Source organism: Bradyrhizobium sp. USDA 4369 (assembly GCF_054056435.1).
Genome location: NZ_JBSRYH010000001.1, coordinates 3,666,313 through 3,684,070 on the forward strand (window position 1 = coordinate 3,666,313; position 17,758 = coordinate 3,684,070).

The 17,758-nt window shown below is 64.2% G+C and carries 18 protein-coding genes; 7 read left to right on the forward strand and 11 right to left on the reverse strand.

Annotated elements, in window-relative coordinates; genetic code table 11:
- Positions 1-59 precede the first annotated feature (59 nt).
- The 3 genes from rpsU to purE all read right to left on the reverse strand — a co-directional run bounded on the left by rpsU (position 60) and on the right by purE (position 2,125).
- Complete coding sequence (gene rpsU, locus ACVIJ6_RS16665; protein ID WP_009028248.1) at positions 60-362, reverse strand: 30S ribosomal protein S21; 303 nt, start codon at positions 360-362, stop codon at positions 60-62.
- A 162-nt stretch (positions 363-524) separates the two neighbouring features.
- Positions 525-1,640, reverse strand: coding sequence for a 5-(carboxyamino)imidazole ribonucleotide synthase (locus tag ACVIJ6_RS16670; protein WP_456773552.1), 1,116 nt, complete (start codon positions 1,638-1,640; stop codon positions 525-527).
- The gene (gene purE, locus ACVIJ6_RS16675) at positions 1,637-2,125 is read right to left on the reverse strand and encodes a 5-(carboxyamino)imidazole ribonucleotide mutase (protein ID WP_456773553.1); all 489 of its coding nucleotides are present in this window, start codon (positions 2,123-2,125) and stop codon (positions 1,637-1,639) included. The genes ACVIJ6_RS16670 and purE overlap by 4 nt, the downstream gene beginning before the upstream one ends.
- A gap of 146 nt (positions 2,126-2,271) precedes the next feature.
- Between purE and ACVIJ6_RS16680 the strand changes: the two genes are divergently transcribed.
- Positions 2,272-2,940, forward strand: a complete 669-nt coding sequence (locus ACVIJ6_RS16680; protein ID WP_456773554.1) for a GGDEF domain-containing protein — start codon at positions 2,272-2,274, stop codon at positions 2,938-2,940.
- A gap of 63 nt (positions 2,941-3,003) precedes the next feature.
- On the opposite strand, the gene ACVIJ6_RS16685 is transcribed toward ACVIJ6_RS16680, so the two are convergent.
- The 3 genes from ACVIJ6_RS16685 to ACVIJ6_RS16695 form a co-directional block, all read right to left on the reverse strand.
- Positions 3,004-3,255 carry a hypothetical protein gene (locus ACVIJ6_RS16685; RefSeq protein WP_456773555.1) on the reverse strand — a complete coding sequence of 84 codons (252 nt, stop codon included), beginning with the start codon at positions 3,253-3,255 and terminating at the stop codon, positions 3,004-3,006.
- Positions 3,256-3,330: 75 nt separating this feature from the next.
- On the reverse strand, positions 3,331-3,543 hold the full coding sequence (locus ACVIJ6_RS16690; protein ID WP_456773556.1) for a hypothetical protein: 213 nt from the start codon (positions 3,541-3,543) through the stop codon (positions 3,331-3,333).
- Between the two features lie 154 nt (positions 3,544-3,697).
- On the reverse strand, positions 3,698-3,904 hold the full coding sequence (locus ACVIJ6_RS16695) for a YdcH family protein (RefSeq protein ID WP_041751032.1): 207 nt from the start codon (positions 3,902-3,904) through the stop codon (positions 3,698-3,700).
- Between the two features lie 291 nt (positions 3,905-4,195).
- Between ACVIJ6_RS16695 and ACVIJ6_RS16700 the strand changes: the two genes are divergently transcribed.
- The gene (locus tag ACVIJ6_RS16700; protein ID WP_083780728.1) at positions 4,196-4,381 is read left to right on the forward strand and encodes a YdcH family protein; all 186 of its coding nucleotides are present in this window, start codon (positions 4,196-4,198) and stop codon (positions 4,379-4,381) included.
- 241 nt (positions 4,382-4,622) lie between these two features.
- On the opposite strand, the gene ACVIJ6_RS16705 is transcribed toward ACVIJ6_RS16700, so the two are convergent.
- Complete coding sequence (locus tag ACVIJ6_RS16705) at positions 4,623-5,726, reverse strand: NAD(P)/FAD-dependent oxidoreductase (protein ID WP_456773557.1); 1,104 nt, start codon at positions 5,724-5,726, stop codon at positions 4,623-4,625.
- A 211-nt stretch (positions 5,727-5,937) separates the two neighbouring features.
- Here ACVIJ6_RS16705 and ACVIJ6_RS16710 point away from each other — a divergent pair, with 211 nt between their 5' ends.
- The 5 genes from ACVIJ6_RS16710 (at position 5,938) to ACVIJ6_RS16730 (ending at position 13,280) form a co-directional block, all read left to right on the forward strand.
- Positions 5,938-8,637, forward strand: a complete 2,700-nt coding sequence (locus tag ACVIJ6_RS16710; RefSeq protein WP_456773558.1) for a sensor domain-containing protein — start codon at positions 5,938-5,940, stop codon at positions 8,635-8,637.
- Between the two features lie 131 nt (positions 8,638-8,768).
- A complete protein-coding gene (locus ACVIJ6_RS16715; protein ID WP_456773559.1) occupies positions 8,769-10,316 on the forward strand; it encodes a glycerol-3-phosphate dehydrogenase in 1,548 nt (515 codons plus the stop codon).
- A 50-nt stretch (positions 10,317-10,366) separates the two neighbouring features.
- Positions 10,367-11,548 (forward strand): ABC transporter ATP-binding protein, encoded by a 1,182-nt coding sequence (locus tag ACVIJ6_RS16720; protein WP_456773560.1) that lies wholly within the window; start codon positions 10,367-10,369, stop codon positions 11,546-11,548.
- Positions 11,545-12,459: an ABC transporter permease gene (locus ACVIJ6_RS16725; RefSeq protein WP_456773561.1), complete on the forward strand. Its 915-nt coding sequence runs from the start codon at positions 11,545-11,547 to the stop codon at positions 12,457-12,459. Before ACVIJ6_RS16720 ends, ACVIJ6_RS16725 begins: the two co-directional genes overlap by 4 nt.
- Positions 12,456-13,280, forward strand: coding sequence for an ABC transporter permease (locus ACVIJ6_RS16730; protein WP_456773562.1), 825 nt, complete (start codon positions 12,456-12,458; stop codon positions 13,278-13,280). The genes ACVIJ6_RS16725 and ACVIJ6_RS16730 overlap by 4 nt, the downstream gene beginning before the upstream one ends.
- A gap of 215 nt (positions 13,281-13,495) precedes the next feature.
- Here ACVIJ6_RS16730 and ACVIJ6_RS16735 read toward each other — a convergent pair whose 3' ends face one another.
- The 4 genes from ACVIJ6_RS16735 to ACVIJ6_RS16750 all read right to left on the reverse strand — a co-directional run bounded on the left by ACVIJ6_RS16735 (position 13,496) and on the right by ACVIJ6_RS16750 (position 17,715).
- A complete protein-coding gene (locus ACVIJ6_RS16735; protein WP_456773563.1) occupies positions 13,496-14,485 on the reverse strand; it encodes an alpha/beta hydrolase family protein in 990 nt (329 codons plus the stop codon).
- A gap of 7 nt (positions 14,486-14,492) precedes the next feature.
- Entirely contained in the window at positions 14,493-15,344 is an 852-nt protein-coding gene (locus tag ACVIJ6_RS16740; RefSeq protein ID WP_012046657.1) for a carbohydrate ABC transporter permease, read from the reverse strand.
- The gene (locus tag ACVIJ6_RS16745; RefSeq protein WP_456773564.1) at positions 15,341-16,216 is read right to left on the reverse strand and encodes a carbohydrate ABC transporter permease; all 876 of its coding nucleotides are present in this window, start codon (positions 16,214-16,216) and stop codon (positions 15,341-15,343) included. The genes ACVIJ6_RS16740 and ACVIJ6_RS16745 overlap by 4 nt, the downstream gene beginning before the upstream one ends.
- Before the next feature lie 116 nt (positions 16,217-16,332).
- On the reverse strand, positions 16,333-17,715 hold the full coding sequence (locus tag ACVIJ6_RS16750) for an ABC transporter substrate-binding protein (protein ID WP_456773565.1): 1,383 nt from the start codon (positions 17,713-17,715) through the stop codon (positions 16,333-16,335).
- Between the last annotated feature and the right edge of the window lie 43 nt (positions 17,716-17,758).

Here is a 17,758-nt window from a genome sequence, read left to right on the forward strand (position 1 = left end):
AAATAAAAGCGCGGGCTGCAGGCCCGCGCTTGGAACGTCGTCAAATCTGTTTGGACAGATCAGCGCGGCGCGCCGGGACGGGGGCCTGCGCCCGGTCCGCGACCAGCACCGCGGTCACCACCTGCGCCAGCGCCGAACACCGGCTTCGGCTTCATGGGCAGCAGGCCTTCGCGCTGCAGCTTCTTGCGGGCCAGCTTGCGTGCGCGGCGCACGGCTTCGGCCTTCTCGCGTGCTTTCTTCTCAGAGGGCTTCTCGTAATGGCCGCGGAGCTTCATCTCGCGGAAAATGCCCTCGCGCTGCATCTTCTTCTTGAGCGCCTTGAGAGCTTGATCGACATTGTTATCGCGAACGAGAACCTGCACGCGGCATCCTCTTTCTCAGTCTATCGGTTTGAAATCTGGTGAAAGCCAGGGCTGGCAAAAGGCCGCGCCCTTAACCTTGAGGGCGCCCGTTTATCAGACAACACCATCCCTGTCCACCCGGTGCCGGGCTCTGGACGGAAAGTTTAACGCGCCAGAAGCGTATTATTTCAGGCCCGCCCTTGGCGGCAGCGGGGACACCTGGGTGACATGCCCCATTTTGCGGCCCGGGCGGGCTGCCCCCTTACCATAGAGGTGCACGGTGGCGCCGGGAACCGTGAGCCATTGCTCGTAGCTGTTGATCTCGTCGCCGATCAGATTGGTCATTGTGACCTGCCCGTGGCGCAGCGGCTTGCCGAGCGGCCAGCCCGCGATCGCCCGGATGTGCTGCTCGAATTGCGAAATCGACGCCCCATCCAAGGTCCAGTGGCCGGAATTATGCACCCGTGGGGCGATCTCGTTGACCAGCACGCTGGGGCCGGACGGGCCGGGCACGACGAACATCTCGACGGCCAGCACGCCGATATAATCGAGCGCGGTGGCGATCCGGCTGGCAATGTCGCGGGCCTCGTCGGCCAGCGTGTCCGGGATGCGGGCCGGCGCCTGCGACACTTTCAGAATGTGATCGCGATGCTCATTTTCGGTGACGTCGAAACACTCGACCTGTCCGTCGGCCCCCCGCGCGGCGATCACCGAGATCTCGCGCTCGAACGGGACGAAGGCTTCCAGAATTGCGGATTTGGTGCCGAGCTCAGCCCAAAGCCTTTCCAGGTCATCGCCCTGGCGGATCTTGACCTGGCCCTTGCCGTCATAGCCGAAGCGCCTTGTTTTCAGCACGGCCGGCAGGCCGATCCGCAGGATCGCTTCGCGCAGCGTGGATGGCGAGGAGACATCGGCGTAATTGGCTGTTCGGATGCCGAGCGAGGTCACGAAATCCTTTTCCGTGAGCCGGTCCTGCGTGGTTTCGAGCGCCGAGCGGCTCGGCAGCACGGGACGTCTGGCAGCCAGCACCATGGCAGCGGCCGACGGCACGTTTTCGAACTCATAGGTCACGACATCGACGTCGTTGGCGAACAATTCGAGCGCTTCGACGTCGGCATATTCGGCGCAGGTTGCGTTCAGGACGACATCGAATGCCGGCGAATCCGGGTCCGGCGAGAACACCTGGCAGCGCAACCCGAGCCGCGCCGCCGCCAGCGCCAGCATGCGGCCGAGCTGGCCGCCGCCGAGAATGCCGATGGTGTCGCCGGGCTTCAGCTTCACCCGATTGGACCCGCTCACGCCGCGCCCTCCGGACGCTCGGCGATCGAACTCGTCTGCTGCTGCCGCCAGGCCGAAAGCCGCTCGGCAAGGGCGGCATCCGAGAGCGCCAGCACGCTGGCCGCGAGCAGGGCCGCATTGACGGCTCCGGACTTGCCGATGGCCAGCGTTCCGACCGGAATGCCGGCCGGCATCTGAACGATCGAATAGAGCGAATCGAGCCCCGATAGCGCCTTGGATTCGACCGGGACGCCGAATACTGGCAGCTCTGTCAGCGACGCCGTCATGCCCGGCAGATGCGCTGCGCCGCCTGCACCGGCGATCACGACCTTGTAGCCAGCCGCCTTGGCGCCTTTGGCAAAGGCGTAGAGCCGATCCGGGGTCCGATGCGCCGAGACGATGCGGGCGTCGTAGCTCACACCGAGGGCGCCGAGTGTATCGGCGGCATGACGCATGGTATCCCAGTCCGACTGGCTTCCCATGATGATGGCGATCGCGGCGGTCATGAACTCAATTCTCTCGGGAATCCAGAAGCATGGGCCGGAGTATAGGATCGGTCCCGACAGCGGCAAGCCATGGCATGGAGGTCTGAATGGACTATCCTGTCTTGGTAAACCCCGGCAAGCCCAAACCTCGCGCGTCAAGGTCTCCGATGAAAAAGAAGCGCATGATCAAGGCCGCGAATGCCGGAGCGCGCGGAACAAAATACCGTCGGAAGCCCGCGCGCGGCGCCGGGACGCGTGCGGCGGCGGCCCCGCCGGGGGTGCGCCAGGTCGTTCGCCGCCTCAAGGCGGAACTCGCCGCGGCGCAAGCCCGGATCGCTGAACTGACGGCTCTGGCTGAGCGCGATGTTCTGCTCGACATCTTCAATCGGCGGGGATTTGCGCGTGAGCTCCACCGCTCCATCGCCTTCATCAAACGCTATGACGCAACTGGCGCGCTGATCGTGCTCGACGTCGATCACCTCAAGCCGATCAACGATACGTTTGGACATGCCGCGGGCGACGAGGTCCTGAAGGCGGTTGCCGGTGTGCTCAGCGAAGTCGTGCGGTCCTCCGACGTGATCGGGCGGCTCGGCGGTGACGAGTTCGGCGTTCTCCTGTGGCACCTCAGCGAGGCCGATGCGCGCGCCAAGGCGGCAGAGCTGGAGCACGCCATCGACAGTCTGAGCTTCACCTTCGACGGCCGGACGGTTCATGCCGGCGCCTCAGCAGGCGTTGCCGTTCTCGACAAGCGCGTCAATCCGGTGCGTGCGTTGGAGGAAGCCGACCGTGCGATGTACGTCCGAAAGGCCCAGCGCAGGCACGACGTTCGTGCGTGAGGACCGCAAGTCATAGGGGCCTCCGTCTGTGCATGGCGCCAGGGGCGTGGTCCTATAACGACGTCACAGCTCGCCGAGATCGTCCGGCAGCTCACCGAACTTGTGCAGCAGCTGCGCGTCGCTGAATTCGCCCAGCAAGGGATCGCCGCTGCGGCTGAAGGCGATGGCTCCGATATTGTCCGCGAGGCGGGACATTGCTTCTGCCCGGCGGAGCGCGGCCGTCGCGCTCCGGCATTCCTCTGCCGTTCCGGCGATCAGCGCGCCTGATTCGTCGAGTCGAAACGGCAGGGCCACGTAGTAGGTGACATCGGGCATCGCACGCGTCTCCAACTCGGTCGGGAGTACGGGCAGGCGTCGGGTCTCGTCCGCGGGCGGATCGAAGAGGGCGGCTCAGGCGGCACTACTGTTCGCTTCGTCCGAAAGGGCGTTCGGCATGCAGCCGCATGAAATCGCGGCCCGCAGCTCGTGCAGCTCCAGTTCAAGATATTCATTGGCGATGATCAGCGCCTTGATCGTGGAGCGCAGATTTCCGTCGCACATCGCGATCGCCTGATCGCAGGCCTGTTCGTAGAGTCGGTCTTGCGGAGAGAAGGAGGCGGGCATCAGATCGATCCTGTCTGCTCGAGCTGCGTGAGAGTTGATCCAACTGTTCTCGTTTTGTTCTAAAATGTCAATTGCCGCATAAGTGTGAACTCACAGCGATCTGCTGAGCCTGTTGGTCAGGAACGGTATGCGTCAGGAATGCTGACGCTTGTGGTCAGGCGATGATGTCGGGCGTGATCTGGTCTTCGATGAAGGCGATCCGGTCGCGCAGCGACAGCTTCCGCTTCTTCAGTCGTTGCAGTCGCAACAAATCCGGCGCTGGCGATTGATGCAAAGCGTCAATCGCCGCGTCGAGATCGCGGTGCTCCTGCTGCAGGCGCGCGAGTTCGGCCTGCAGTTCGCGCTCGTCTTGGTCAGCCATGATCTATGATAGCAAAAAAGCGGACAGAAGGGGAAAGGCTTGCGGCGGGAGGTCGCAAATATTGCGCTTGCGAACCTCTCGCGCAAGTCGAGAACGACTGAATCACCGCCTCTGTCCCGTGAATTTCAAGTTGGTGTCAGCGCGAGATTCGTCCACATCTCCTCACGCTTCATTACACACGGCCTTCAAATTTGCATGTGCGGTCTTTTGGCCCCATCGACAGGTCAAACCACTTGTGTACACTTATTTACCCTGGTCGAATCTCAACTTGACCTATCGAGGAGGTTTCGAATGGCCCTTCAGGCGCATCTCGTTGAACTCGAGCGTAAGCATAAAGTTCTTGAAAACGAATTGCATGAAGCTCTCCTGCATCCATCGACTGACGACTTGCGTATTGCCGAGTTGAAGCGCCGCAAACTCATGGTGAAGGACGAGATCGAACGCTTGAGACAAGTCACGAGCGAGACGATTCACTGATTTGATCGCCTGAGATCACAGCTCACGGATCCCGGCCGGGATCACGATTAACGCCGAAGACGCGTTCGCGCTGGGAAGGCACGCTTCGTGCCTTTCCCAGCCTATTACCAGCCTATTATCTGAGGACGTCTGCGATGTGGACGTCTCCGTCTGGTGATTTCCGGACTGGAAACTCTGCCTAAAAATGTTGGGCGTCCTGATCCGACATTGCGCAAATTTCCCCCGCGCCCAACTCCCTTCCTCAACTCGCGGCGAGCTCGCCAACATGCTGGGCGATCGCAAGCGACGAGGTTAATCCGGGCGATTCGATTCCGAACAGATTGATGAGCCCGGCCACCCCGTGATCGCGCGGACCCTGAATGACGAAGTCCTGCGAGGCCACCGCGGGCGGTACGATCTTCGGCCGGATGCCCGAATAGCTCGGCATCAAGGCACCGTCCGGCAGTGTCGGCCAGTATTTGCGGATCGCTGGATAGAAGCGTTCGGCGCGGGACGGGTCGACCGTGTAGTCGATGTGATTGATCCATTCGACGTCCGGGCCGAAACGCGCCTGGCCAGCCATGTCGAGCGTCAGGTGGACGCCGAGCCCGCCAGGCTCCGGCACGGGATAAATCAGCCGCGAGAACGGAGCCTTGGCGCTGCAGCTGAAGTAATTGCCCTTGGCGAGATAGGCCTTGGGCACCAGCGCTGGCGGCATGCCCTCGATCAGCCCCGCCACGGCCGGCGCGTTCAGGCCGGCGGCATTGACCAGCAGCCGGGAGGCCAGCGTCATCGGCTGCTCGCCGCCGGCATCGATCTCGATCACATCGCCCGTCGCCCTGGCTCGCAGCAGCGGTGTGTTGAAGGCAAACGCGCCACCCGCGTCCTCGATCTCGCCGCGCAGCGACAGCATGTAGGCGTGGCTGTCGAGAATGCCGGTCGATGGCGACAGCAGGGCCGCCTCGCACGCAAGGGCGGGTTCCATGGCGCGCGCCTGCGGGCCCGACAGCAGCTGCATGCCCTCCACGCCATTCGCCTCGGCGTGTGCGCGGATGCCTTGCAGCTTCTCGGTCTCGGTCGGATTGGTTGCGACGATCAGCTTGCCGCAATTGCGGTAGGGAACGCCGTGCTCGTCGCAATACCGGTACAGCATCCGCTTGCCGCTCACGCAGAAGCGGGCCATCAGGCTGCCGGCCTTGTAGTAGATGCCGGCATGGATCACTTCGCTGTTGCGGGATGAGGTGATGGTGCCGATGTCCTCGGCGGCTTCGAGGACGATCACTTCACGTCCCGAAATGGCGAGGTGGCGGGCGATGGCAAGCCCGACGACGCCAGCGCCGATGACGACGCAATCGACTTTATCCATGCGCGTTCCTGAAACGATTCGTGGAGTTATGGTCTCATACAATTTTTAGTAGGTGGGGCCGCGTTGCAAAGCATGTCGCGTGTTAGCAAACCGTTCATCATGGGAGATCATTGACCGAATTTGCTTCGCCTTTTTCGAAGTTTGCCAAAGCCGTTTACCCGATCCCAACACGTGAAGCCAGATTATGCCATCCGAATACCGCGGGTGATCGATGGCTGGCAAGAATTGGCAGGCGAGCAGCAGAAATGCGTTTCCTGCGCGTGTCGTTGCGGCCGTTATGGCCGCGTTGGAAGCTGCATCGCCGGCGTGTGCCTGGGCCGCTCCGGCCGATTTCTCACCCAGCAGCTTTGTGGGGGTCGTCGAACCCGACGTGCTCTGGAAGGTGCTGATCGCCGGAATCGTGGTCTGCGCCTTTCTCGCCTCGGTGGTGATCTGGATCCATTCGAGCTTGCGGCGAACCAAGCGTGCGCAGCTGCGCCGTAACGCCTTTGTCAGTTCCGCGCTGAACAATCTCAGCCAGGGTCTGATGCTGACGGATTCCGCCAATCGCGTCGTCTTCTATAATCGTCGGTTTCTCGAGATCTACGGCATGTCCAGGGCGGACATCCCGCCCGGCTGTACCGGGCGAGATCTTGTCGAGCTTCGGCGTCAGCGCGGCCTGCTCGCGCTATCGGTCGAGGACTACGCCCGGAAGGCGCGCGAGCCGGACGGGTGTCTGACTGACCTGCCCGACGGACGCGCGGTCCGCGCGAAGATCTTCCGGCTGCCGACCGGGGGATCGATCGGCATCCACGAGGACTGCACGGTGCAGCGCCGGCTGGAGGACGAGCTCGCCTCGACCAAGCAGTTCCTCGAATCGGTGGTCGATCAGGTCCCGGCCTGCGTTGTCGCCAAGAACATCGAGGACGGACGCTATATTTTCGCCAACCGCGCCTTCGAGCGGTTCGCGCGGGTGTCGCGGGACCGGATCATTGGAAAGCGCCCCAGCGACCTGTTCGGCGAGGAGACCGCCGCCAACATCACCCTGGCCGACCGCGCAGCGATGCTGGCGCCGGGCACCACCTACCGCAGCGAGCTCGTGGTCCAGCGCGGCGACGAGAAGCGAATCCTGGAATCCCACCGGGTCGTCGCGCGCAATGACAAGAACGAACCGCAGTTCCTCATCGCCTTGTTCGACGACGCGACCGAGCGGCGCTCGCTCAGCCAGGAGCTGGAGAGCACCAAGAAGTTCCTGGAGCTCGTCGTCGACAATATTCCGGTCTCGCTGATCGTCGAGAGCGCCGGCGATGGCCGCTATCTGCTCGCCAACCGCAGCGCGGAGATCATCCTCAACCGCAAGCGGGAGGATGCCACCGGCCTGACCACGGCCGACATCTTCAATCCGCGCGAGGCCAGGCTGATCATGGCGCGCGACGAAGCCGCCATCAAGAAGCGCGGGGTTTTGACCGAAGAACATCCGATCTCGACCAAGGACGGCCTGCGCCTGTTCCTGACCCGGCGGGCGACCGTGCTCGGCGACGGTGGCGAGCCGCAATATCTGATCAAGACCTACGAGGACGTGACCGACCGGCGCCAGACCGAATCGCGGATGGCGCATATGGCCTATCATGACGGCCTCACCGACCTGCCGAACCGCGCGGCGTTCCTCCAGGCCTTGAGCCAGATGATCGAAGCCTGCGCGGATACCGGAGAGGAATTCGCCGTCTTGAATGTCGATCTCAAGGGGCTGAAGGACGTCAATGACGTGTTCGGCCACGCCATCGGTGATAAGCTGCTGATCGAAGTCGCTCGCCGCGTGCATACCGTGGCAAGAGGCGGCGTGGTTGCACGGCTCTCCGGCGACGAGTTCGGCTTGATCATCGACGGCAAGCAGCCGGAGACGGGCAGGGCGCTCGCTGAACAATTGGCCGCAGCCATCGCCGTCGAATTTCAGATCGAAGGCAAATCAATCCGCACCGCGCTGACGACCGGCATCTCGGTGTTCCCGCACAACGGCCCGGATCCGGCATCGCTGCTCGCCAATGCCGGTGCCGCCCTGTTCCGCGCCAAGGCCAAGTCGCGTGGCAGCATCACCTTCTACGAACCCGAGATGGACCAGCAGATCCGCGACCGCCGCGTTCTGCATCAGGAGCTGTCGGTCGCGATCAAGAACGGCGAGCTGTCGCTGTACTTCCAGCCGCAGGCGAGCTCCGGCCGGACCGTGGATTGCAGCGAGATCATCGGTTTCGAGGCGCTGGCCCGCTGGCACCACCCCGTGCGTGGCTTCGTGCCGCCGAGCGACTTCATCCCGCTTGCGGAAGAGAGCGGAATGATCGTGGAGATGGGCGAGTGGATCCTGCGTGAGGCCTGCCGCGAGGCGGCGTCCTGGCCAAAGCCGCTGCAGGTCGCGGTCAACCTGTCGCCCGCCCAGTTCGTCCATGGCGATCTTGTCGCTCTGGTCCACTCCATCCTGCTGGAGACGGGGCTGTCGCCCGGCCGTCTCGAGCTCGAGATCACCGAGGGCGTGCTGATCGAGGATTTCGATCGCGGTGTCGCGCTGCTGCGCCGGTTGAAGGCGCTCGGTGTTCGCGTCTCGATGGACGATTTCGGTAGCGGCTACTCGTCGCTGAGCTACCTGCAGGCCTTCCCGTTCGACAAGATCAAGATCGATCGCGCGTTTGTCATGAATCTCGGCCGCAATCCGCAATCTGCGGCGATCATTCGTGCGGTCATCGGGCTTGGTCACGGCATGAACATGTCGATCGTGGCCGAAGGTGTCGAGACGCCGGAGCAACTCGGTTTCCTCGCCGAGCAGGGCTGCGATTCCGTTCAAGGCTATCTGCTGGGCAAGCCATTGCCGATCGACAAATATGACGGCATCGTCGGCCGTGCGCATGTCGACGCCATCACGGCGGTTCGCAAGACCGGATGACCGTAGGATTGCGGCCAGAGGCGATCGCGCAACAGCACGAATATATCCGCTGAGTGTTCCGCGTCGCCGCTACGAGAATCATCGTTGCGGGCTTAAGATCGCACGTCCTGACACGCCCGAAGATGTTGCGTATGGCGGACTACGATCTTGCGATCATCGGCGGAGGTCTGAACGGCGTCAGCCTGGCGCGCGACGCGGCCGGCCGCGGCTTGCGCGTCATTCTGGTTGAGCAGGGTGATCTCGGCTGCGCAGCCTCCTCCGCCAGCTCGCGGCTGGTGCATGGTGATCTCGCCAGCTTGGAGCGCCGCGGCGTGTTGCGCGTGCGCGCCGCCCTTGCCGAACGCGATGTCTGGCTCACGATCGCGCCGCATCTGGTGCGCCCGATCCGCTTCGCCATCCCCGCCCATGCCGAGGGGCGTCCGACCTGGCAGCTGCGCACCGGATTGTGGCTCTACGACCGGCTCGCGGCCCGCAAGTGGCTGCCCGCCGCGACGACGCTGGACGTGACGCATCATCCGATCGGCGACGCGCTGAAGCGCCCGATCGGAACGGCGTTCGCCTATTTCGATTGCGTGGTCGACGATTCCCGATTGGTGGTGCTGACGGCGCTGGATGCTGCCGAGCGTGGCGCCGCGATCCGGACCGGTGCCCGTTGCGTGCGGGCCGACCGCGATCGCATCTGGCGGCTGGCGATCATCGACCGCGGCCATCGGCGGATCGTCACGTCCCGGGCCCTTGCCAACGCGACCGGCGCGTGGAGTGTCTCGACGGCGGAGACCGTATTGCGTCAGCCGCCGCCGCGGGTCGCCGCGCGGCAGATCAGTCAGATCGTGGTGCCCCGGCTGTTCGATGTCGGCGCGGTCTACGTCTTCCAGAACCATGACGGCAGGCTGATCTTCGCCCAACCCTATGAGCGGGACTTCACCCTGATCGGCACGGTCGCCCATGAGTTCAAGGGCGATCCGGCGGTAGTGGCGATGCCGGCGCCTGACGTGACCTATCTCTGCCGGGCCGCCAACCGCTATTTCCGCTCCGACATTCAGCCTGTCGACGTGGTGCGGACCGTCTCCGGAGCCAACATGATGCTGCGCGCAGACGGCGGTGAGCGGTTGGAGACCGTCGTCAGCCTCGAGGCCAGCCGGACCCAGGCGCCGCTGCTGACGATGTGCGGCGGCGATGTCACCACCGCCCGGCGGCGCGCCGAGCAGGCGATCAACCGGCTCGCGACCTGCTATCCGATGTCGCCGCGCTGGACCGCTGGCGCGCCTTTGCCCGGCGGTGATTTCGATTGGGAACGGTTCGACGATGTGGTGGACGACGTCCGCGAGCGCTGGCGGTTCCTCAGCGAAGCCGAGGCAAGGCGCCTGGCAGGTGCCTACGGCACGCGGCTCGCCGACATCCTGGGTGACGCCAGCAGCAGGGCCGACCTGGGCCGCGCGTTCGGATCGCAGCTGACGGAGGCCGAGGTCCGCTATCTCATGACCAAGGAATGGGCCCGCTTTCCCGACGACGTGCTGTGGCGGCGGACCAAACTCGGCCTGACCCTCGGCGCCGCCGAACGGGAGGCGCTTGCAGCCTTCATGGCCGCGGCAGCCGGAGACCGGAACACGATCCCTCCGCGTGAGGTGGACGGGGATAGTCCGGCTCGTGCGGTTGAGCTGCAGGCAATCGGCGGCTAGCTTGCCCTCGCCGTGCCGTTCGAGGCCGGCAGGGGTGATTTGAACGGATCATGGCTGACGACATCGCGACCTCCGAGCCTGCTGCCGAGCCGGCGCCACCATCGTCGCCGGTACCACGCCCCGATCCCCAGCCGCCGATCCTGCGGATCGAGAACGTGGTCAAGACCTTCGGCAGCTTTCGGGCCGTCGACGGCGTCTCGCTCGACATCCGGGCGGGCGAGTTCTTCGCGCTGCTCGGTCCGAGCGGCTGCGGCAAGACCACGCTGTTGCGCATGCTGGCCGGCTTCGAGGCGCCGGATGAGGGCCGCATCCTGCTGTCGGGCGAGGACATCGCGCCAGTGCTGCCGCATCAGCGTCCCGTCAACATGATGTTCCAGAACTACGCGTTGTTTCCGCATCTCAACGTGCGCGATAACATCGCCTTCGGCTTGAAGCGGGCCGGCATGCCGCGCGGCGAGATCGCCAGCCGTGTTGCGGAGATGGTGGCGCTGGTCCGGCTCGAGGGCCTCGAGAAGCGCAAGCCCGACCAGCTCTCGGGCGGTCAGAAGCAGCGCGTCGCGCTGGCACGTTCATTGGCCCGCCGGCCGAAGGTGCTGCTGCTCGACGAGCCGATGGCGGCGCTGGACAAGAAGCTGCGCGAGAGCACGCAGTTTGAGCTGATGGAGCTGCAGCGCAAGCTGGGAATGACCTTCATCATCGTCACTCACGATCAGGAGGAGGCGATGACGGTGGCGAGCCGGATCGGCGTGATGAAGGCGGGCCAGCTCGAACAGGTCGCCGTGCCACGCCGCCTCTATGAGGAGCCCGCCTCGCGCTGGGTCGCGGAGTTCGTCGGCGACATCAATCTGTTCGAGGGCGAGGTGACCGCGCGCGAGGCGCTCCGGCTCCGGGTCGCGACCTCAACTGCGGGCGAACTAGTGGTGGCGCAGCCGGTCGCGCCGGTCACCGAGACCAAGGTCGCCGTGGCCATCCGGCCGGAGAAGATCCGCCTGGCGCTCCGCGGACCGGCCGCCGATGCGGCGGCGGCCGCCGCGCTCAACCGGGTCGAAGGCGTCATTACGGATGCGAGCTATCTCGGCGGCAAGACCGTGTACAAGATCAGGCTCGACGGTGGCGCCGTGCTTCACGCCGCGCAGGCCAACACCGCGCGGCTCGACGCCGACGGCTATGGGTTGAACCAGCGCGTGGTGGCCTGGTTCACGCCGGATGATTGCGTGGTGCTGGAGCGATGAGCGCGCGCCGCATCTTCTCCCGCCCGGCCCGCTTTGGCGCGATCGTGCCCTATGTCTGGATGGTGCTGTTCTTCCTGGTGCCGTTCGCCTTCGTCGCGAAGATCAGCCTGTCGCAGACGGCCATCGCGCAGCCGCCTTATACGCCGGTGTTCTCGCTGGCCGGTGGCTTGTCGGCGCTGTCGGATGCTCTCGCAGGGCTGTCGCTGGACAATTTCCGCCTGCTGCTGTCGGACGATCTGTATCTCGCGTCCTATCTGCGTAGCGTCGTTGTCGCTGCGACCTCGACGGCGATCCTGCTCCTGATCGGCTATCCCATCGCCTATGGCATGGCGCGACTGCCGAAGCGGTGGCAGGGCATCGCGATGATGCTGGTCATTGTGCCGTTCTGGACCTCGTTCCTGATCCGCATCTATGCCTGGGTCAACATCCTGCAGCATGACGGACTGTTGAACCAGATCCTGCTCGCGCTGCAGCTGGTGTCGGCGCCGGTGGTGTGGCTGTCGACCGACAGCGCGATGTATGTCGGCATCGTCTATTCCTATCTGCCGTTCATGATCCTGCCGCTGTTTGCGACCTTGACCAAACTGGAGCCGGCGCTGGAAGAGGCGGCCGCCGACCTCGGCGCCTCGCCGCGCGAGACCTTCTGGCTGGTGACGTTTCCGATGTCATTGCCAGGCGTCGGCGCGGGTAGCCTGCTATGCTTCATCCCGATCGTCGGCGAGTTCGTCATTCCGGACCTGCTCGCGGGATCCAGATCGCTGCTGATCGGTCAGACCCTGTGGCTGGAGTTCTTCACCAACAAGGACTGGCCGGTGGCGTCGAGCATCGCCGTCGTGCTCCTGGCGGTGCTGCTGATCCCGCTCCTGCTCTACGACCGGCTGCAGCGCCGGCAGCTGGAGGAGGGCAGATGAGTGCGATCACGGCACGGCCGTCCCGCCTGTCGCGCTTCAACGTCGCCTCGCTGACGCTCGGGCTCGCTTTCCTGTATCTGCCGATCCTGATCCTGGTGATCTATTCGTTCAACGCCTCGCGCCTGGTCACGGTGTGGGGCGGCTGGTCGTTGCGCTGGTATCACGAGTTCTTCAACGACCGCGCGATGATCGATGCGGCTTGGATGAGCCTGCGTGTCGGCGCGACCTCCGCGACCGCGGCGACAGTGCTGGGCACGCTCGCGGCTGTCGCGCTGTCGCGCGGCCAGGGCTTTCGCGGCCGCATGCTGTTCTCCGGCATGCTCTATGCGCCGCTGGTGATGCCGGAGGTGATCACCGGCCTGTCACTGCTGTTGCTGTTCGTGGCGCTGGAGGCGGAGCGCGGCTTCTGGACGGTGACCATCGCCCATACCACCTTGACGATGTGCTTCGTCGCGGTGGTCGTGCAGTCTCGGTTGGTCTCGCTCGACCGCAGCCTGGAAGAGGCCGCCATGGATCTCGGCTGCGATCCGCTGCGGGCGTTCGTGATGGTGACCCTGCCGCTGATCGCGCCGGCAGTGGTGGCGGGCTGGATGCTCGCCTTCACGCTGTCGCTCGACGATCTCGTGATCGCGAGTTTCACCACCGGCCCCGGCTCGGCAACCTTGCCGATCCGGATCTATTCCGAGGTGCGGCTTGGCGTGAAGCCGGAGATCAACGCGATCTGCACGCTGGTGATCGGGGTGATTGCGGTGGTGATCGTTGTGGCGTCGTTGGCTTCAAAACTGTCGAGCGACCGCGGCGAGAGCGCGGCCCCGCTGTAGCGATCGCACTGAGGAAGGTGGCTCAACTGGTTGCCCCATCACAGCTGTCATCGCCCGGTCGAGGGCGATCCAGTACTCCGAGAAGCCCGTGAGTCCGCCGAGAGGCCGCGGCGTACTGGATGTCCGCCTGCGCGGGGCATGACAGCTGAGGTTGTGGCGCCTTGCTCGGTCATCGCGACCGCAGATCGCGATGACCAAGAATGCTGCGCCAGTGTTCACACCGAGAACAACTTCAACGCCGCGGCGACGACTGTGCGGTGGATCGTACCGCGATCGACCGACGGCGGATCGACGCAGCAGGCGGGATCGGAGGTGCGGCCGAGTTCGGTGCTTTCAGGCAGGAACACGTAATGGCCGGCTCCGTCGGCGACGATGTCCAGCACGCTCGTCTTCAGCCGGTCATGCAGCCAGCGCGCGGCCGGCAGCAGCGCATCCGCACCGCCGGCCATGATGTGCGTCGGCACGTCGATCGCGGCAACGCTGTCCTCGGAAAAGCCTTGCACCGAGCGTCCTGGCGCCAGCAGCAGCGCCGCCCTGATGCGCGGATCGTGGCAGGAGGCCGACATGCGCGCCCAGGAGTCGCGGAAGATCTGGCTCTCCGCCATCAGGCGCGGCAGGTGATCGACGAGGTCGGGAAATTCGCGCGGCCCGCGGCCGAGATTGGCGCCGGGCTCGAACGGCGAGCGGATCATGATGGCGCCGAGCAGGGCGGTCGCCGTGACGCCGCCGAGCGAATAGCCGACCGCGAAAACTTGATCTGCGTCGATGCGGCCGGCGAAGGCGGGATGTGCGAGGATGTGGTCGATCAGCCGCGAGATGTCGCGCGGGCGTTCCCATGAGCAGAGAAAGGCCTCCGCGCGGTACGGCGCGGCATTGCTGTTGCCATGATGATTGACCGCGACCGCGACGAACCCGCGGGCCGCCAGCTCCCGCGCCAGCCATTCGAACTGCAGACCATTGCAGCCGGTGCCATGCGAGTACACGACGAGCGGACAGAGGCCTGCGCTTGCGGCGAGCGGCGCATCCATGGCCGCCGGTCCCGCCTCGAACCATCCCTCGGGCCATGGCGCGACCGGAAGCGCTGCTTCGGTCGCCTCGTCCATGGCCGGATACCAGGCGAACCAGTCGATCGGGCGCGGCCCGTCGCCATCCCAGTTCGGCCGCGAGACATCCTCGATGCGGCCCTGGCGAAATCCGACGCGCATCACGCCCTCACGACTTCACTGCGCCCGCGGTCAGCCCGCCGACCATGTAGCGCTTGAAGGCATAATAGACCGCAGCTGGCGGCAGCGCGTAGATGAAGCCGGTCGTCATCAACAGCTCCCACGGCGAGTCGTCGGCGGCGAGGAAGTTGCCGAGCGCCACCGGCAGGGTGATCGCCTTGTCGTTGGAGAGCAGCAGGAAGGCGTAGAGATATTCGTTCCAGGCCAGCAGAACGGCATAGGTGCCGATCGCCACCAGCGACGGCATCATCAGCGGCACGTAGACCAGGCGGAAGATCTGCAGCGGGCTCGCGCCGTCCATCACGGCGGCCTCGTCCAGCTCGACCGGCAGCTTGTCGGAGGCCTGCTTCAGCACCCAGATCGCGTAGGGCGAGGCAATCGTGACCATCGCCAGGATCAGCGACCAGTCATTGTTGAGCAGGCCATACTTACCCATGGTGCGATACATCGGCACGGCGAGGAATGCGGCCGGAATGAAATAGGTGAATAGCGCGAGATTCATCACCACGCGGCTGCCGGGCACGCGCAGGCGCGAGATGGCGTAGGCTGCGCAGGTGGCGATGATCAGGGTCAGCGCGCCCACCGCGACGGCGATCACGACGGAGTTGCCGAACTGCACCCAGAAGTCGCGCAGGAAATAATGCTGCTGGTGAAACACAATCGAGAAATTGTGCAGGGTCGGGTGGTCCGGCCACAGCTTGCCCGAGAACGCGTCCTCCTTCGGCGAGATCGCGAACAGGAACATGTGATAGATCGGGATCATCGTCCAGATGAAGACGGGAATGCCGATCAGCAGCAGCCGGGCCTCGGTGCCGACTTCGCGGAGGGTGGGAAGCTTCATCGCGACAACCGCTTCATCATGAAATAGACCAGGGGTAGCACCAGCGGCATCGCGCAGACGATCGAGGCCATCGCGAGACTGAGCTGATCGAGCCGGAGATAACGGATGCCGAGCGTCGACAGCACGTGCGTCAGATCGGCCGGGCCGCCGCCGGTCAAGAGATAGACACTGTTGAAGTCGCCGAGCGTCCAGATCATCGAGAGCAGCGTGCAGGTAATGTAGAGCGTCTGCATCGACGGCCAGGTGATGTAGCGGAACTTCTGCCACCAGGTGGCGCCGTCGACCTCGGCGGCCTCGAACAGGTCCTGCGAGATCGCCAGCCGCCCGGTGATCAGGATCAGGGTCCAGAACGGCAGCGACTTCCAGATGTGCATGCCGATCGCCATCGACAGCGCGATCGTCGGGTCGTTCAGCCAGTTCGGGCCGTCATCGCCGGTAAGGTTGAAGATCAAATGGTTGACCATGCCCCATTCGGGATTGAGCATGAAGCGCACCGACAGGATGGTCGGGATCGAGGGGACCGCCCAGGGCAGGATGAAGATGACCGACAGCCATTTGATCCAGCCGCGCTGCTGAATGAAGAAGCCGGACAGGAACAGCGCGATCACCATCTTCAGATTGATGCCGACCAGGAGGAAGATCAGCGTGTTGATGGCGGCGCGCGCGAAGATCGGGTCGTTGAACAGCGCGACATAGCTGGCCGGATCGCGCGCCAGCCACAGGCCGTAGCCGACGGGGTAGACGACGAAGGCGAGGAAGATGAGCAAATAGGGCGCGAGCATCACGATGCCCCACACCTGTGACGGTGTCAGCAGCACCGGGCGCGGCGCCTCCGCGAGCGCGGAATCGGAAGCTGAGAGCGTGATCGCCATGGTCGTTTTGTCCCGGGTCGTCTGTTCCCGCCTATCACCAAACCGGCCGCATACGCTGCGGCCGGCCGCTATTGTCGCTGTCAGGATCTCAAGCTAGTGCATCGCGTCGCGACAGACTAGCCTGCGACTTCCTTCAAACGCGCGATCAGCTCGTCGACGGCCTTCTCGACCGGCACCTTCTCGCTGACCACGCGGTTCATCGCCTTCGCCCAGACGTTCTCGTTGTTGAGAATCGTGAACTTGTAGTTCTTGGTGAAGTCGAATGGCGTCGTGCCGCCGGTGAACTGGGTGTAGACGGCCTTGCGATGGCGGTCAGCCTGCCAGAACGGGCTCTTCTGGCCGGCGGTCGTCACCGGGAACCAGCGGCCCAGCGCGCCCTCGACATAGGGGCCGAGATTCTCTTCCTGCATCAGGAACTTGATGAACTCCTTGGCCTGCGCCTTGTGCGGCGCATTGGCGAAGATCAGGCCGGTCTTGACGTCAGAGCGATACTTGATCGGCGTGCCATCCGGCTTGTTGGGGAAGGACGCGGTGATGATGTCCTCCTCATAGGCCTTCTTGCCGGCGGCGCGCTGCTCCGGCGTCAGCGCCTGGTTGGTGGAGTCCTCGAACCACTTGGCGGCGATCGAGATCGTGAAATTGTGGGTCATCACGATCGTCTTGTTGTGGAACGCGACGTTGTTGTCCGGATCCTTCCAGGTCGTGGAGGAGGGCGGCGTGCAGCCCTTGATGTAGGTGTCGGTATAGTCCTTCAGCGCCTTGACGAGGCCCTCGCGGACCTTGGGATCGTCGACCAGCAGCTTGCCGTCGTCATCGACCAGCTTAACGTTGTAGGCGTCCATGAAGGTGTAGAACGACTGAAACGAGTCGGTGGATTCCACGCCCATCGGCTGGCCGACACCATAGATGCGCTGGCCGGTGGCCTTGCGGATTCCCGGCTGCACCTTGTCGCACCAGAACGTCCAGTAATCCTCCCACTTGGTCGGAATGTCGCTCTGTTTGAAGCCGGCCTTCTCCAGCATGTCACCCCAGATCTGGACATGCATGCTCTGCTGCTTCAGCGGAAAGCCGTAATAGGCCTTCTTCTTGGTGACATTGTTATAAAGATAGGCAGTCTCGATCGTGTTCGGGGCGAAGGCCGACTTCATCGGCTCCAGAATGTCGGTGAGGTCCTCGAGCTTGCCTTCATACGCCCATTTGCCCTGGGCCTGGACGTCGTAGGTGTCGGCATAGGCCACGTCGGGCACGGTGCCCGAGTCGAGCGCCGCGACCGTCTTCGGGATCATGTCCTGGATCGCGTATTGCGACAGCTCGACCTTGATGCCGGTCTTGGCCTCGAATTTCTTGACGACGTTGAGCAGCGCATCGTCCTCGGACTTGTAGAAGCCCTTGCTCCACCAGATGGTGATAGTGTCCTGAGCGATGGCTGGTGCTGCAGCGCAAAAAAGCCCGGCGGCTGCGACTGCGATTGAAAGCGCACCCATTCCCCTGGATTTCACGTGTCTCTCCCTGATCCGCCGATCTTGCTTGATCGGTTGCGGT

What these genes read in the sequence shown, in the direction of transcription:
- ACVIJ6_RS16695 (WP_041751032.1), bottom strand. Translation starts at nt 3,904, where the DNA reads ATGGCTGACCAAGACGAGCGCGAACTGCAGGCCGAACTCGCGCGCCTG.
- ACVIJ6_RS16685 (WP_456773555.1), bottom strand. Translation starts at nt 3,255, where the DNA reads ATGCCCGATGTCACCTACTACGTGGCCCTGCCGTTTCGACTCGACGAA.
- ACVIJ6_RS16700 (WP_083780728.1), top strand. Translation starts at nt 4,196, where the DNA reads ATGGCCCTTCAGGCGCATCTCGTTGAACTCGAGCGTAAGCATAAAGTT.
- ACVIJ6_RS16715 (WP_456773559.1), top strand. Translation starts at nt 8,769, where the DNA reads ATGGCGGACTACGATCTTGCGATCATCGGCGGAGGTCTGAACGGCGTC.
- purE (WP_456773553.1), bottom strand. Translation starts at nt 2,125, where the DNA reads ATGACCGCCGCGATCGCCATCATCATGGGAAGCCAGTCGGACTGGGAT.
- ACVIJ6_RS16745 (WP_456773564.1), bottom strand. Translation starts at nt 16,216, where the DNA reads ATGGCGATCACGCTCTCAGCTTCCGATTCCGCGCTCGCGGAGGCGCCG.
- ACVIJ6_RS16730 (WP_456773562.1), top strand. Translation starts at nt 12,456, where the DNA reads ATGAGTGCGATCACGGCACGGCCGTCCCGCCTGTCGCGCTTCAACGTC.
- ACVIJ6_RS16680 (WP_456773554.1), top strand. Translation starts at nt 2,272, where the DNA reads ATGAAAAAGAAGCGCATGATCAAGGCCGCGAATGCCGGAGCGCGCGGA.
- ACVIJ6_RS16720 (WP_456773560.1), top strand. Translation starts at nt 10,367, where the DNA reads ATGGCTGACGACATCGCGACCTCCGAGCCTGCTGCCGAGCCGGCGCCA.
- ACVIJ6_RS16725 (WP_456773561.1), top strand. Translation starts at nt 11,545, where the DNA reads ATGAGCGCGCGCCGCATCTTCTCCCGCCCGGCCCGCTTTGGCGCGATC.
- ACVIJ6_RS16735 (WP_456773563.1), bottom strand. Translation starts at nt 14,485, where the DNA reads ATGCGCGTCGGATTTCGCCAGGGCCGCATCGAGGATGTCTCGCGGCCG.
- ACVIJ6_RS16690 (WP_456773556.1), bottom strand. Translation starts at nt 3,543, where the DNA reads ATGCCCGCCTCCTTCTCTCCGCAAGACCGACTCTACGAACAGGCCTGC.
- ACVIJ6_RS16740 (WP_012046657.1), bottom strand. Translation starts at nt 15,344, where the DNA reads ATGAAGCTTCCCACCCTCCGCGAAGTCGGCACCGAGGCCCGGCTGCTG.
- ACVIJ6_RS16705 (WP_456773557.1), bottom strand. Translation starts at nt 5,726, where the DNA reads ATGGATAAAGTCGATTGCGTCGTCATCGGCGCTGGCGTCGTCGGGCTT.
- ACVIJ6_RS16710 (WP_456773558.1), top strand. Translation starts at nt 5,938, where the DNA reads ATGGCTGGCAAGAATTGGCAGGCGAGCAGCAGAAATGCGTTTCCTGCG.